16 protein-coding genes are annotated in these 13,465 nt (G+C 64.2%); 5 read left to right on the top strand and 11 right to left on the bottom strand.

From position 1 onward, the window contains the following. Positions 1–20 precede the first annotated feature (20 nt). From murA to VJ673_RS06670, 11 genes are all read right to left on the bottom strand, one after another. Positions 21–1,271 (bottom strand): UDP-N-acetylglucosamine 1-carboxyvinyltransferase, encoded by a 1,251-nt coding sequence (murA, locus tag VJ673_RS06720; protein ID WP_324125282.1) that lies wholly within the window; start codon positions 1,269–1,271, stop codon positions 21–23. 10 nt (positions 1,272–1,281) lie between these two features. Then, positions 1,282–1,539, bottom strand: coding sequence for a BolA family protein (locus VJ673_RS06715; RefSeq protein WP_324125281.1), 258 nt, complete (start codon positions 1,537–1,539; stop codon positions 1,282–1,284). Positions 1,540–1,549: 10 nt separating this feature from the next. Beyond that, complete coding sequence (locus VJ673_RS06710) at positions 1,550–2,320, bottom strand: ABC transporter permease (RefSeq protein WP_324125280.1); 771 nt, start codon at positions 2,318–2,320, stop codon at positions 1,550–1,552. Then, positions 2,313–3,209 carry an ABC transporter ATP-binding protein gene (locus tag VJ673_RS06705; protein WP_324125279.1) on the bottom strand — a complete coding sequence of 299 codons (897 nt, stop codon included), beginning with the start codon at positions 3,207–3,209 and terminating at the stop codon, positions 2,313–2,315. Before VJ673_RS06705 ends, VJ673_RS06710 begins: the two co-directional genes overlap by 8 nt. 14 nt (positions 3,210–3,223) lie before the next feature. Beyond that, positions 3,224–3,508, bottom strand: a complete 285-nt coding sequence (locus VJ673_RS06700; protein WP_324125278.1) for an STAS domain-containing protein — start codon at positions 3,506–3,508, stop codon at positions 3,224–3,226. Further along, entirely contained in the window at positions 3,505–4,128 is a 624-nt protein-coding gene (locus VJ673_RS06695; RefSeq protein WP_324125277.1) for an MlaC/ttg2D family ABC transporter substrate-binding protein, read from the bottom strand. The genes VJ673_RS06700 and VJ673_RS06695 overlap by 4 nt, the downstream gene beginning before the upstream one ends. A 28-nt stretch (positions 4,129–4,156) precedes the next feature. Next, positions 4,157–4,972 (bottom strand): MlaA family lipoprotein, encoded by an 816-nt coding sequence (locus tag VJ673_RS06690; RefSeq protein ID WP_324125276.1) that lies wholly within the window; start codon positions 4,970–4,972, stop codon positions 4,157–4,159. A 10-nt stretch (positions 4,973–4,982) separates the two neighbouring features. Beyond that, positions 4,983–5,465 carry an outer membrane lipid asymmetry maintenance protein MlaD gene (mlaD, locus tag VJ673_RS06685; RefSeq protein ID WP_324125275.1) on the bottom strand — a complete coding sequence of 161 codons (483 nt, stop codon included), beginning with the start codon at positions 5,463–5,465 and terminating at the stop codon, positions 4,983–4,985. Beyond that, on the bottom strand, positions 5,462–6,256 hold the full coding sequence (gene mlaE / locus VJ673_RS06680; protein ID WP_324125274.1) for a lipid asymmetry maintenance ABC transporter permease subunit MlaE: 795 nt from the start codon (positions 6,254–6,256) through the stop codon (positions 5,462–5,464). The genes mlaD and mlaE overlap by 4 nt, the downstream gene beginning before the upstream one ends. Beyond that, positions 6,253–7,071, bottom strand: a complete 819-nt coding sequence (locus VJ673_RS06675) for an ABC transporter ATP-binding protein (RefSeq protein ID WP_324125273.1) — start codon at positions 7,069–7,071, stop codon at positions 6,253–6,255. Before VJ673_RS06675 ends, mlaE begins: the two co-directional genes overlap by 4 nt. A 131-nt stretch (positions 7,072–7,202) precedes the next feature. Beyond that, on the bottom strand, positions 7,203–9,167 hold the full coding sequence (locus VJ673_RS06670) for a monovalent cation:proton antiporter-2 (CPA2) family protein (protein ID WP_324125272.1): 1,965 nt from the start codon (positions 9,165–9,167) through the stop codon (positions 7,203–7,205). A gap of 152 nt (positions 9,168–9,319) precedes the next feature. On the opposite strand from VJ673_RS06670, the gene VJ673_RS06665 reads away from it, so the two are divergent. The 5 genes from VJ673_RS06665 to VJ673_RS06645 all read left to right on the top strand — a co-directional run bounded on the left by VJ673_RS06665 (position 9,320) and on the right by VJ673_RS06645 (position 13,341). Continuing rightward, entirely contained in the window at positions 9,320–10,315 is a 996-nt protein-coding gene (locus VJ673_RS06665) for a KpsF/GutQ family sugar-phosphate isomerase (protein ID WP_324125271.1), read from the top strand. Positions 10,316–10,394: 79 nt separating this feature from the next. Beyond that, on the top strand, positions 10,395–10,976 hold the full coding sequence (gene lptC, locus VJ673_RS06660; protein ID WP_324125270.1) for an LPS export ABC transporter periplasmic protein LptC: 582 nt from the start codon (positions 10,395–10,397) through the stop codon (positions 10,974–10,976). After that, positions 10,973–11,566, top strand: coding sequence for a lipopolysaccharide transport periplasmic protein LptA (gene lptA / locus VJ673_RS06655; RefSeq protein ID WP_414635636.1), 594 nt, complete (start codon positions 10,973–10,975; stop codon positions 11,564–11,566). Before lptC ends, lptA begins: the two co-directional genes overlap by 4 nt. Positions 11,567–11,590: 24 nt before the next feature. After that, on the top strand, positions 11,591–12,367 hold the full coding sequence (locus VJ673_RS06650; RefSeq protein ID WP_324125269.1) for an enoyl-CoA hydratase: 777 nt from the start codon (positions 11,591–11,593) through the stop codon (positions 12,365–12,367). Between the two features lie 410 nt (positions 12,368–12,777). Beyond that, positions 12,778–13,341, top strand: a complete 564-nt coding sequence (locus VJ673_RS06645; protein WP_324125268.1) for a phasin family protein — start codon at positions 12,778–12,780, stop codon at positions 13,339–13,341. The last annotated feature ends 124 nt before the right edge of the window (positions 13,342–13,465 follow it).

Raw genomic sequence — 13,465 nt, 5'->3', positions numbered from 1 at the left:
GCTGGAGCGCCGCCGTCCGGTTACGCCAGGCGGCGCACGCGGGCGCCGAGGGCGGCGAGCTTCTCTTCGAGGTGCTCGTAGCCGCGGTCGAGGTGGTAGATGCGCTCGATGGTGGTCTCGCCTTCGGCGACGAGACCGGCGATCACGAGGCTCGCGGAGGCGCGCAGGTCGGTTGCCATCACCGTGGCCCCCTGCAGTTGGGCGACGCCTTGCACGACCGCGGTGTTGCCGTCGATACGGATGTCAGCGCCGAGGCGCTGCAGCTCGACCGCGTGCATGAAGCGGTTCTCGAAGATCGTCTCGCGGATCACGGCCGTGCCGCCCGCGACCGCGTTGATCGCCATGAACTGGGCCTGCATATCGGTCGGGAACGCCGGGTACGGGGCGGTACGGATGCTCACCGAGGTGAGCCGCTCGGGAGCTTTCAGACGGATCGCGTCACGCTCGCTGACGATGTCGCAGCCCGCATCCATCAGCTTGTCGACGACGGAATCGAGATAGCACGACGAGGTGCCGGAGAGGCGGATTTCGCCGCCGGTCGCGGCTGCCGCGCACAGATAGGTGCCGGTTTCGATGCGGTCCGGCATGATGCGGTGGGTCGTGCCGGAAAGGCTTTCGACGCCGCGGATGCGAATCACGTCGGTGCCAGCACCGGAAATGCGCGCGCCCATCGCAACGAGGCAGTTCGCGAGGTCGACGACTTCGGGTTCGCGTGCAGCGTTTTCGATGATCGTTTCGCCGTCGGCGAGACAGGCGGCCATCATCAGGTTCTCGGTGCCGGTCACCGTCACCATGTCGGTGAAGAGCCGTGCGCCTCTCAGCCGCGGGACCTGCGCGTGCACATAGCCGTGCTCGACCGTCACCTGTGCGCCCATCGCCTGCAGGCCTTTGATGTGCTGGTCGACCGGGCGCGCGCCGATCGCGCAGCCGCCGGGCAGGCTCACGCGGGCCTCACCGCAACGCGCGACCAGCGGTCCGAGCACGAGGATCGACGCACGCATCGTCTTGACCATCTCGTACGGCGCGACCGGGTTGTCGAGCGCCGAGGCATCGAGCGTCACCGTATCGCCTTCTCGCGCGACCTTCACCCCCATCTGCCCGATCAATTTCAGCAGCGTGCCAATGTCCTTGAGTTGCGGCACGTTCGTAAACGTGACGGGCTCGCGCGTCAGCAGCGCGGCACAGAGGATCGGCAGCGCGGCGTTCTTCGCACCGGAAATGGCGATCTCGCCCGACAGGCGGGCGCCGCCTTCAATCAGAAGCTTGTCCATCGCGTGCGGCTCAGAATCCGAGTTCGGTCCGGACTTCAGCCCACTTGGCGGGGGAGTAGGTCTGCAGCTGCAGGGCGTGGATCTCGTTGCCCATCAACTTGCCGAGCGTCGCATAGACGGCCTGGTGCTGGCGCACCTTCGGCTTGCCTTCGAATTCGGCGCTGACGACGATTCCAGTGAAATGCACACCGTCGTCGCCTTCGATTGCCACGAATTCGCAGGCCATGCCCTGCTCGATGAGACGCTTGATTTCTGCTGCTTCGAACATGTTGATTCCCTCAAGCCCGCAGCTTGTAACCCCGGGCGAGCATCGCCAGGGTCAACACCGCGAGTAACACGAAACTGACGCTTACGACCGTCAGGCTCAACCACGGCGACACGTCGGACTGGCCGAAGAAACCGTAGCGGAAACCGTCGATCATGAAGAAGAATGGATTGATATGCGAGATCTCCTGCCAGACCTGCGGCAGGGTATGAATTGAATAGAACACACCGGAGAGCATCGTCAGCGGCATGATCAGGAAGTTCTGGAAGGCTGCGAGCTGGTCGAACTTGTCAGCCCAGATGCCGGCGATCACGCCTAGCGATGCCAGAAGTCCGCCGCCGAGGACAGCGAATGCGAGGATCCAGCCGGGCGAGGTGATCGGCAGCGACACGAAAGGCAGCGACACCAGCAATACGCCGCAACCGACGAAGAGGCCGCGTGCGACCGACGCAATCACATAGGCGGCATAGAACTCGCGATGCGACAGCGGCGGCAGCAACACGAAGATGATGTTGCCGGTGATCTTGCTCTGGATCAGCGAGGACGAGCTGTTCGCGAACGAATTCTGCAGCAGCGACATCATCACCAGGCCGGGCACGAGGAAGGTCGTGTAGGCGATCTCGCCGTATACGGTAACGTGGCGCTCGAGCACGTGCGAGAAGATCAGCAGGTACAGGATCGCGTTGAGCACGGGCGCCGCGACGGTCTGGAAGCTAACCTTCCAGAAGCGCAGCACTTCCTTGTACAACAAGGTGCGGAATCCGAGCAGGCGCGCCTCATGCACGGCTCATGACCTCCACAAAGACCCGCTCGAGGTCCGCGTCGCCGAGCCGCATCTCAAGGATGCTCGCATCGGCTTCGCGCAGCCGTGCGAGCAGCGGCTCCACGTCCTCGAAGCGCTCCAGCGGGAACTCCATCCAGCCGTTGTTCGCAGCGGTCGCACCCAGCGCGACGCCGACTTCAGGGCGATCCAGGCGCAGCCCGAGGCTATGCGTGGCGAACTGGCGCAACAGATTGTCCGTCGTATCGAGGGCCACCACCCGCCCCGCCTTCAGCATCGCGATGCGTCCGCACAAGGCTTCGGCCTCTTCGAGATAGTGCGTGGTCAGCACGATGGTGTGGCCGTCGCGGTTGAGCTTGCGAATGAACTGCCATAGACCTTGGCGCAATTCGACGTCTACGCCTGCGGTGGGCTCGTCCAGCACGATCACTGGCGGACGATGCACCAAGGCCTGTGCCACCAGCACGCGCCGCTTCATGCCGCCCGACAGCGTGCGCATATTGGCGCCCGCCTTCGCGGTCAGATCGAGGCTTGCGAGGATCTCGTCGATCCAGTCGTCGTTGCCGCGAATGCCGAAGTATCCGGACTGGATCCGCAGCAGTTCGCGCACCGAAAAGAAGGGGTCGAACACCAACTCCTGCGGCACGACGCCGAGATTGCGCCGCGCGTTGCGGTAGTCCGTGACGACGTTGTGCCCCATCACTTCGAGGGTTCCGCCGTCCGGACGCACGAGGCCGGACAGCGCCGAAATTAGCGTGGTCTTGCCCGCACCGTTGGGGCCGAGCAGGCCGAAGAATTCACCCTGCGCGACTTCGAGGTCGACGCCGGCCAGCGCCTGGAGGGTGCCGTAATGTTTGGTAACCGAAACGATACGGATCGCGGGGAGCGTCATTGGAGCGAACCGTCTCACGCTTGCGCCGAAAGAAGTTCATCGACGCCATACAGGGCGGCGAGGCTGCGCAGGCCGTCCGGCATTCCCCGTTGCTGCAGCGCGTGTCCCGCTCCCCGGGCAGTGCGCAGCCAATCGATAAGGGCCGCGAGCGCCGCCGAGTCGGCCTCGGCAACAGCGGAGAAGTCGACAGTGAGCTCGCCCTTGCGCGCGAGCTCACGCCCGCGTTCGAGCCACTCCCCGACCGTCGCCATCGTCAGCGCCCCGTCGAGGGTCAACACCTGGGCAGACGCCTCGCTCATGAACGCGACACGGCCTCCAGATCGCGGTTCTTCTGCTCGAGCGAGCGGATCAGTCCGTCGACGCCGCCGACCCGGATTTCCTGAGCGAAGGTGCCGCGGTAGTTGGTGACGAGGCTGACCCCGGCGACGACCACGTCGTAGACCTTCCAGCCGTCGGCCGTCTTCTCGAGCGAGTAGTCGATGCTGATTGGCTGCGCACCCGCTTGGCGGACCTCCGTCTGGACACGCACCGAGGTGTCGGTCTCGACGAATTTCGCAGGTTTGTACTGGATGGTCTGGTCGCGATACTGCGTCAGCGCGTTCGAATAGGTGCGCACGAGGAGCGTGCGGAAGGCTTCGACCAGCTTGTCCTGCTGCTCGGGGGTCGCACCGCGCCAGTCCTTGCCGACCGCGAGCATCGTCATGCGGCGGAAGTTGAAGTGCGGCAGCACCTTGTCTTCGACCAGGTTGATGACCTTGCGCGTGTCGCCCGACTGAATCGAGCGGTCCTTGCGGACGATCGTCAGCACGTCGTCACTGACTTCGCGCACCAGCGCATCGGGCGCCTTCCCGGTGTCGACCGCATGCACGGCAGGCGCCAGGAAGAACAGCGTGGAAAGCAGCAGGAAGAACCTTTTCATCGTTATCACCTCAAGGGGCAGCGCGACGTCAGTCGCGGCGCTCGCCCAACTTCACCAACTCAAGATCACCCAGCGCCGCCTGCACACCGACGTCGGTGGCATACCCAGGCGGCAAGGCAGCGCCGTTCGAATCGAAATCCTCGACCGGCGGATTGCCGTCGTAGACACGGTAGCGACGCTGCTGCAGATAGAAGTCGCGCGCGTATGAATACTTGTCGAGCGTCCCTTCCTCAAGCGTCTTGTCGATGCCCAGAAGGTTCGCGCGCGTGTTGACGAGTCGCAGCGCGGTCAGGCTGTTGCGCAGCGCGATGTCCTTGATCGCCCATACGTTGTCGCCAAAAGTCACATCGACCGGCAACACGACGGCATCACGGATCGTTCGCGGCCCGAAGAAAGGCACGACGAAATACGCCCCCTCTCCGACCCCCCAACGCCCGAGCGTCTGGCCGAAATCCTCGTCATGCTTGTCGAGACCGATTTCGGTGGCGACGTCGAACATGCCCAGGATGCCGACCGTGGAGTTAACCACGAAACGTCCCCAATCGTTCAGTGCGTCGACAAGCTTGCCTTGCAACAGATTGTTGCCGCCAATCCACAGATCGCCGACATTCCCGAAGAAATTACCGACGCCGGTACGTACCGGCAGCGGCGTGGCGGTTTCGTAGGCCTGCGCAACCGGTCTCACTACGGCCTCGTCGACCTTCTCGTTGAAACCGAACATCGCGCGGTTGTAGCTTTCCAGCGGGTCGTCCGGGTTCGCGAACTTAACGGAGCACGCGCCCAGCAGCAGCGAGCAGGCGCAAAGCGTCGCCGCCAGGATCCGGTTGGGGGATTTCTCTCTCATCTTCTTCTTTTCAGTGCGGCGTTCCGCTCTGCGCCGGGGTCTCCGACGCCTTGTTGAACAGGAACTGACCGATCAATTTTTCCAGCACCACTGCCGACTGGGTCATCTGGACCTTGTCACCGGCCTTCAGTGGCTCTTCGTCACCGCCGGGCTCGAGGCCGACGTACTGCTCGCCGAGCAGACCGGAAGTGAGAATGGTTGCAATGGTATCGCGCGGGAACTGGTAACGCGTATCCAGCGACAGGCTGACTTCGGCCCGGAAGCTCTTCGTGTCGAAACGGATGTCGGTGACGCGCCCGACGACGACGCCGGCGCTCTTCACCGGCGCCCGCACCTTCAGCCCGCCGATGTTGTCGAACTGCGCGGACACGGCGTAGGTCGGAGCGCCATTGGAGGCGCCGAGGTTCCCGACCTTCAGGGCGAGAAAGAGCAGCGCAGCCATCCCGATGACGACGAAGAAACCGACCCACAGGTCGAGCGTAGTGCGGCTCATGACTGGCCCCGGAACATAAATGAAGTAAGCACGAAATCGAGCGCAAGGATCGCCAGCGCGGAACTCACGACGGTACGGGTGATCGCGCGCGAGACGCCTTCCGCGGTCGGCGCGCAGTCGTAGCCCTCGAACACGGAAATCAGCGCGACGGCGACGCCGAAGACGACGCTCTTGATCACGCCGTTCATCACGTCGAAGCGGAAGTCGACGGCCGCCTGCATCTGCGACCAGAAGGAACCCTCATCGACACCGATGAACACGACACCGATGAGCCAACCGCCGAGCACACCCATCGTCGAGAACAGCGCCGCCAGGAAAGGCATCGAGATGACACCGCCCCAGAAGCGCGGCGCGACGACGCGGGCGATCGGATTGACTGCCATCATGTCCATCGCCTTGAGCTGCTCGGTGGCCTTCATCAGGCCGATCTCGGCGGTGACGGCAGAACCTGCACGGCTCGCAAACAGCAGCGCCGCGACGACGGGGCCCAATTCGCGCGTCAGCGACAGTGCGACGAGCACGCCCAGCGCATCGCCGGAGCCGAAACGTTGCAGCGTCTCATAGCCCTGGAGCCCAAGCACCATGCCGACGAAGAGGCCGGACACGATGATGATCAGCAGCGACAGGACGCCGCTGAAGTAGATCTCGCGGATGGTCAGGTGCAAGCGACGCACCGACTGGCCGGAATAGGCTAGCAGCAACATGAAGAAGCGGGCCGCGAAACCGAGGCGCCACACGCCTTCGACGACCGCACTGCCGAGGCGGCGTACGAGGCTCAGGACGGCGTTCATGTGCGCTCCTGCCCGAGCAGGCTCTCGCCAATTGGCGGCGCGGGATAATGGAAAGGCACCGGACCGTCCGCTTCGGCGTTGATGAACTGATGCACGAAGGGATCCTTGGAGGCGCGGATTTGGTCCGGCGTCCCCTGCGCGACGATCCGCCCCTCGGAAACGAAATAGACGTAATCGACGATCAGCAACGACTCCATGACGTCGTGCGTCACCATGATCGTGCTCGCCCCCAGCGCGTCGTTGAGCCGACGGATCAACTGCCCGATCACCCCCAGTGAGATCGGATCGAGGCCCGCGAAGGGCTCGTCGTACATGATCAGCATCGGATCGAGGGCGACCGCGCGCGCGAGCGCCACGCGCCGCGCCATGCCGCCGGACAGCTCGGATGGCTTCAGCTTCGCAGCGCCGCGCAGACCGACGGCGTTGAGCTTCATCAGCACCAGGTCGTGGACCAGCTCAGGCGGCAGCCGGGTATGCTCGCGCAAGGGGAAGGCCACGTTATCGAACACCGACATGTCGGTGAACAAGGCGCCGAACTGGAACAGCATGCCCATGCGCCGTCGCAGCGCATACATCTCGGCCGTCGTGAGGCGCGACAGATCCTGACCGGCGACGTCGACGGTGCCCGAGCTCGCCTGCAGCTGACCGCCGATCAGGCGCAGCAGCGTGGTCTTGCCGGAGCCGCTGCCGCCCATGATTCCGATCACCTTGCCACGCGGCACCTCCAGGTCGACGCCGCTCAGGATTTCCCGTTCGCCGTACGCGAAGCGGACATCCTTGAGGCTGACGAGCGGTTTGTCGGTTCCGGAAGCCAAAGCGGCGCCCTCTCTTGTGAAAATTCAAAAGTGAAGGATTTTAGCAGACGCGGTGCAGCATACCGTCACGCATCGACGAATGTCGCCGAACCGGTATGCAAGACACGCAATCGATCACGGTCGATGCGGTGCTAGCCTTTCAGCAGCCTCGCCTCGGCCCGCTCCAGATTTTCCGGCACGCCCAGCAGCACCACGACGTCGCCTTCCATCATCTGCGTCTCATGGCCGGGCGAAACACCGCGGATGTTGCGCCGCCGCACGGCAGATACTGCGACCTCGAACTCGTCGAATGCGAGCATGCCGATGGTCTTTCCGACAGCATACGCGCCGGCGGGCAAGGTCACCGTATGCAGTCGCATCTGGCCGGAATCCGGTTCGTCGGCATCGGAAGCACCGTGGAAGAAGCCACGCATTAGTGCGTAGCGCTGGTTTCTGACGTCGCGGATTCGGCGTACCACGCGATTGAGCGGAACACCGATCAGCGCCAACGCGTGCGAGGCGAGCATGATGCTCCCTTCAAAAGCCTCTGGCACAACTTCGGCCGCCCCGCCCTGCTCTAGGCGCGCCATGTCCTTCTCGTCGCCGGCACGTGCGACGATCGGCAGGTCCGGTCGCAGGGAAAGCGCGCGGTGGAGCACCCGCAGCGCTGCGTCGACGTCGGAAAACGAAATTACGAGCGCACTGGCACGCATGATGCCTGCCGCCATCAAGGTTTCGTGGCGCGACGCGTCACCGTAGACGACCGTATCGCCCGCCGCCCCCGCCTCTGACACGCGTTCCGGATCGAGGTCGAGCGCAACGTAGCCGATGCCTTCCTGCTCGAGGAAGCGCGCCATGTACTGTCCGCTGCGCCCGTAGCCGCAGACGATAATATGGCGCGACGTATTCATCGACTGCGCAGCAACGCGCGTCAGTTCCATCGAGCGCAAAAGCCACTCGGACGCAACGAAGCGCATCACGATGCGATCGCTCGCCTGCACGACGAAGGGCGCGAGCAGCATCGACAGTACCAGCGTCGCGACAGTGACCTGTAGCAATTCGGGCGGCAGCAGCGCGAGGCCATCGACATACGACACCAGCACGAAGCCGAATTCCCCGCCGGCGCACAGCCACAGCCCGGTGCGGAGCGCGGTTCCGGCCGAGGAGCCGAACGCCCGCGAGGCCGCGACCACGATGGCACACTTGACTAGCAGCAGGCCCGCGACCATGCCGAGTACCGCCGGCAGGTTGGCGACGATGAGCCGAAAATCGAGAAACATGCCGACGGTGACAAAAAAGAGGCCGAGCAATACGTCGCGGAACGGCTTGATATCCTCTTCCACCTGATAGCGGAATTCCGTCTCGGAGATCAACATGCCCGCGAGAAACGCGCCGAGCGCGAGCGACAGTCCCACCTCCTCGGACAGCCACGCGAGCCCGAGGGTAATGAGCAGCACGTTCAGCATGAAGAGTTCGCCGGAACGACGCCGTGCAACGACCGTCACCCATATCCGCATCAGGCGCTGCCCGAAGACCAGCACGAGAGTCAGCAAGCCTGCCGCTTTCAGGCCGGCCAGCCCGAGGGTACTCGCCATCTCCTGCGCGGGACGCGACAAGGCGGGGATCAGGATGAGCAGCGGCACCACCGCGATGTCCTGGAACAGCAGCACGCCGATGGTCTCGCGGCCGTGCCGGCTATCGAGTTCCATGCGATCCGCGAGCAGCTTCGACAGAATCGCCGTCGACGACATCGCAAGGGCGCCGCCGAGCGCGAGACTTCCGCCCCACCCTAGCCCGAAGGTCCTGCCCACCAGCATCACCAGTCCGATGCAGCCCAGCACCTGAACCGATCCGAGCCCGAACACGATCCGCTTCATCGCGATCAAACGTGGCAGCGAGAACTCCAAGCCGATCGAGAACATCAGGAAGACGACGCCAAATTCGGCGAGATGCCTTGCCCCTTCCGATGCCGGCACGAGGCCGAGCGCATGGGGGCCGACGACGGCACCGACCAGCAGGTAACCGATCACCGGCGGCAGGTTCAAGCTGCGGAAGATCGCCACTATGACGACCGCCGCCGCCAGCAACAGGAGGACCAATTCCAGGGTATTCGGCATGAGGCTCCGGGCGTGGGTTGCGGCGCGCTCAGAACCGGGCGGGCGCACCCGTCTGATATACTCGTCCGACTTCGCCGGCGGCATTATCCCTGCCATATTCAGGGTTCATGGCGCACGGCACGACACCGCACAGTTTAACCGCATCGAACGCCATGAACGCATCGCAGCCGAAACCTGCATCCAAGACCGACGCCGTCGCGATGGCGCGTCGGGTGCTCCGCATCGAGGCCGACGCCGTCGCCGCCCTCGCCGAGCGCATCGGCGGCGAATTCGAAGCTGCGGTGGGTATGATCCTCGGACGACACGGACGCGTCATCGTCACTGGCATCGGGAAAACCGGTCACATCGGACGCAAACTCGCCGCAACGCTCGCGAGCACCGGCACCCCGGCCTATTTCGTGCACGCGGCCGAAGCGGCCCACGGCGACCTTGGCATGATCACGCCCGAAGACGTCGTGATCGCGGTGTCGAACTCTGGCGCGAGCGAGGAACTGCTCACCATCGTCCCGCTCGTGAAGCGCCAAGGCGCAAAGCTGATCGCGATGACGGGCAATCCAGAGTCCCCGCTCGGACGCGAAGCGGACCTCCACCTCGACTCCGGCGTCAGCGAGGAAGCCTGCCCGCTCAACTTGGCGCCCACCGCGAGCACTACTGCCGCCCTCGCCCTCGGCGACGCGCTCGCCGTCGCGCTGCTCGACGCCCGCGGCTTCGGCGCCGAGGACTTCGCTCGCTCACACCCTGGCGGCAGCCTGGGTCGCCGCCTGCTCACCCACGTCAGCGACGTCATGCGCGCCGCCGGCCGCGTGCCTCGCATCCGCGAAGACGCGCCCCTCACGGGTGGCCTGCTCGAAATGTCGCGCGGCGGCATGGGCATGACCGCTGTCGTCGACGCCGCGGACCGGCTCGTTGGCATCTTCACCGACGGCGACCTGCGGCGCGCACTGGAGCGCGGATGCGACGCCCGCACGGCGAAGCTGGGCGAAGTGATGACGCGCGGCCCGCGCAGCATCGGACCCGACGCGCTCGCCGTCGAGGCGGCCGAAGTGATGGAGCGCCAGCGCATCAGCCAGTTGCTCGTGATCGACGACGAAGGCAGGCTGGTCGGCGCCCTGACCACGCACGATCTGATGCTCGCGAAGGTGATCTGATGCCCAAACTGCCGGCATTCGCTGTGGCACCCGATCGCCTGCAGCGCCTATTGAACCTCCAGCCCGCCTAAGCTGCGCCGTGCGACAGTCATTCCACAAGCTCTATCCGATCATCGCCCTGCTCGTCGTTGCCGGGGCGACCCTGTGGCTCGAACGCATCACCGGTGGCGACGAGACGCGTTCCGCCGCCCAGGTGCGCACCCAACCCGACTTCACGGCCGAGCAGGTGCGAATGGTCAACTTCGACAAGACCGGCCGCCAGCATTTCGAACTCTTCGCCGATCGCGTCATCCATCATCCGCAGACGAGCGTGACCGAACTCGACAACCCGCGCCTGCGCTACGATGTATCGGGCCGCGAGTTGAACATCGCCGCGCAACATGCGGACGTGCTCAATGAAGGCAACGAAGTGCGGATGTCCGGCAATGTCCGTGCGCGCCGCGCCGCCATCCCCGGCAGTCCCGAACTCACGCTCGCCTCGTCCACGCTCACCGTTTGGCCCGACGACGAGAAAGCACAGACCAACGACCCGGTCACCCTCACCCAAGGCAACAGCACCGCCCAGGGCGACGCGATGAAGGCCGATAACCTCTATGGCACCCTGAATCTGATCGGCAACGCCCGCATGAACATCGCACGCTCAACCCGGACCACACCATGAAGCGCACTCTTCTCCTGAACCTTCCGCTACTGGCTGTCTTCGGTTTCGCCATGCAGACGGCGCACGCTGAACGGGCCGATCGCCAACAACCCGTCAATATCGAAGCCAGCCGCGGGTCGGTCGACGATCGCAACAAGGTCCACGTCTTCGAAGGCAATGTAGTCCTGACCCAAGGCACGCTCGTCATCAAGGGCCAGAAGCTCGTCGTGACGCAAGGCGCCGACGGCTTCCAGTCCGGGGTGGCGACGGGGACGGAGAAACAGCCGGCGACCTTCCGGCAGAAACGCGACAACAGCGACGAATACATCGAAGGCGAAGCCGAACGCATCGAGTACGACAGTCGCGCCGAGCGTGCGCGGCTGTACAACCGTGCCTGGGTCAAGTCGGGTGGCGACGAGGTCCGCGGTCAATACATCGAATACGACTCGATGACCGAGAACTACTTCGTGACGAACCAGCCCGGCACCGCGACAAACGCGCGCGGCGCGTCGCCCGAGGGCCGCGTGCGCGCCGTGATCCAGCCGAAGAACTCGGGTGACGACAAGAACGAAGCCAGCGGCGAGAAATCGAAGAATCCCGGCAAGCAATAGCCGGTCACTGCAAGAGGAGAACGCATGGAATACTCAAACATCCTGGTCGAGACGCGTGGACGGGTCGGTCTGATCACCCTCAACCGGCCCAAGGCGTTGAACGCGCTGAACGACCAGCTGGTGGACGAACTCTGGGATGCACTCGATCACTTCGAGGCCGACGAAAACGTTGGCGCGATCGTCATCACCGGCTCAGAGAAGGCCTTTGCCGCAGGTGCCGACATTGGCGCGATGGCCAATTTCTCCCACATGGACGCCTACAAGGGCGACTACATCACGCGCAACTGGGAACGGATCAAGACCTGCCGCAAGCCGGTGATCGCAGCGGTCGCCGGGTTCGCGCTGGGCGGTGGCTGTGAGCTGGCGATGATGTGCGACATGATCTTCGCTGCCGACACGGCGAAATTCGGCCAGCCCGAAGTCAAGCTCGGCATTCTTCCCGGCGCCGGCGGCACCCAGCGCCTGCCGCGCGCCGTCGGCAAGGCCAAGGCGATGGACATGTGTCTCACCGCGCGCATGATGGACGCCACCGAAGCGGAACGCGCCGGCCTGGTCGCGCGCGTCGTCCCGGCCGAGCGCCTGCTGGACGAGGCCATCGAGGCCGCGGCGGCAATCGCCAGCTACTCCCTGCCGGTCGTCATGATGATCAAGGAATCGGTCAGTCGCGCGTTCGAAGGCAGCCTCAACGAGGGCCTGCTTTTCGAGCGCCGCGTCTTCCACTCGGCCTTCGGCCTTGAAGACCAGCGCGAAGGCATGGCAGCCTTCGTCGAGAAGCGCAAGCCGCAATTCAAGCACCGCTGACCCGCGCCGCGCCATCCCCGAGGCGGCTGCGGACCGCCTCGGCGCCGCCGCCCCAATAGGCGCAGCAACATTCTGCTGCAGAGCCGCAAAATGGGGATCGAAGTCCTTCCCGTTGTAATTCTCGCGTAATCAGCGTCTGGCAGCATGACGGCCGCTGAACATGCATTTCGCAAAATCCACCCGGTCCCGAATCGCATTTCGTTGCATTCGGAAACACAACAAAAACAGGCCGGTAAGGAATACTTCACGGCACTACTCCGTTTGGGCAATCGGATTGCTGCAGCGCACAAGGATAGGCCTTGACAAGCAGTCCGGCCCACCTATAATCGAGCTCATGTTGCGACGCATCATGCAAGATGAGCATAGCGAAGCAAAGCATCTTTGCCACACCATTCATCAGGAGATGAAATATGTTTGCTACCCCTGAGCAGTTCGCCGCAGCCAACAAGACCAATGTCGAAACCCTGCTGACCCTGGCCAACAACGCTTTCGCCAGCGCCGAGCGTTTTGCTGCCCTGAACCTGAACACGGCCCGTTCGCTGCTGGAAGACGGCCTGGCCAACTCCAAGGCCCTGCTGGGTGCCAAGGACGTCCAGGAACTGCTGAGCCTCCAGACCGCGCTGGTCCAGCCGCTGGTCGAGAAGGCCGTTGCCTACAACCGCAGCGTCTACGAAATCGCTTCGCAGAGCCAGGAAGAAGTGTCGAAGGTTGTTGAAGCTCAAGTCGCTGAGCTGAACAAGGCCGTCGCCTCCGCTCTCGACAAGGCTGCCAAGTCGGCTCCCGCCGGGTCGGACGTCGCCGTCGCTGCCGTCAAGTCGGCCATCGCCGCCGCCAACAGCGCCTACGACAGCGTCAGCAAGGCTGCCAAGCAAGTCGCCGAAATTGCCGAAGCCAACGTCGCTGCCGCGACCAACGCGACCGTCAAGGCCGTGACCGCGTCGACCAAGGCTGCTGGTGGCAAGAAGGCTGCCTAATTGATGTGACCTGCCGGTTCCCGTAACCGGCGGCCGCAGCAATAAAAAGCCCCACAGGATCACCTGTGGGGCTTTTTGATTTTGCGGGGGCCGAATGGCGCATGCAGTCCCCTTTTTCGTCTCC

The organism is Aromatoleum sp., from assembly GCF_035254505.1.
Lineage (GTDB): Bacteria > Pseudomonadota > Gammaproteobacteria > Burkholderiales > Rhodocyclaceae > Aromatoleum.
This window is presented reverse-complemented; position numbering and strand designations above follow the sequence as displayed.

Excerpts from the sequence above, each read along its gene's own strand:
- VJ673_RS06670 (WP_324125272.1), bottom strand. The coding sequence starts at position 9,167 with ATGCCGAATACCCTGGAATTGGTCCTCCTGTTGCTGGCGGCGGCGGTC.
- VJ673_RS06705 (WP_324125279.1), bottom strand. The coding sequence starts at position 3,209 with ATGACGCTCCCCGCGATCCGTATCGTTTCGGTTACCAAACATTACGGC.
- VJ673_RS06665 (WP_324125271.1), top strand. The coding sequence starts at position 9,320 with ATGAACGCATCGCAGCCGAAACCTGCATCCAAGACCGACGCCGTCGCG.
- VJ673_RS06715 (WP_324125281.1), bottom strand. The coding sequence starts at position 1,539 with ATGTTCGAAGCAGCAGAAATCAAGCGTCTCATCGAGCAGGGCATGGCC.
- murA (WP_324125282.1), bottom strand. The coding sequence starts at position 1,271 with ATGGACAAGCTTCTGATTGAAGGCGGCGCCCGCCTGTCGGGCGAGATC.
- lptA (WP_414635636.1), top strand. The coding sequence starts at position 10,973 with ATGAAGCGCACTCTTCTCCTGAACCTTCCGCTACTGGCTGTCTTCGGT.
- mlaE (WP_324125274.1), bottom strand. The coding sequence starts at position 6,256 with ATGAACGCCGTCCTGAGCCTCGTACGCCGCCTCGGCAGTGCGGTCGTC.
- VJ673_RS06650 (WP_324125269.1), top strand. The coding sequence starts at position 11,591 with ATGGAATACTCAAACATCCTGGTCGAGACGCGTGGACGGGTCGGTCTG.
- VJ673_RS06695 (WP_324125277.1), bottom strand. The coding sequence starts at position 4,128 with ATGAAAAGGTTCTTCCTGCTGCTTTCCACGCTGTTCTTCCTGGCGCCT.
- VJ673_RS06690 (WP_324125276.1), bottom strand. The coding sequence starts at position 4,972 with ATGAGAGAGAAATCCCCCAACCGGATCCTGGCGGCGACGCTTTGCGCC.
- mlaD (WP_324125275.1), bottom strand. The coding sequence starts at position 5,465 with ATGAGCCGCACTACGCTCGACCTGTGGGTCGGTTTCTTCGTCGTCATC.
- VJ673_RS06645 (WP_324125268.1), top strand. The coding sequence starts at position 12,778 with ATGTTTGCTACCCCTGAGCAGTTCGCCGCAGCCAACAAGACCAATGTC.
- VJ673_RS06700 (WP_324125278.1), bottom strand. The coding sequence starts at position 3,508 with ATGAGCGAGGCGTCTGCCCAGGTGTTGACCCTCGACGGGGCGCTGACG.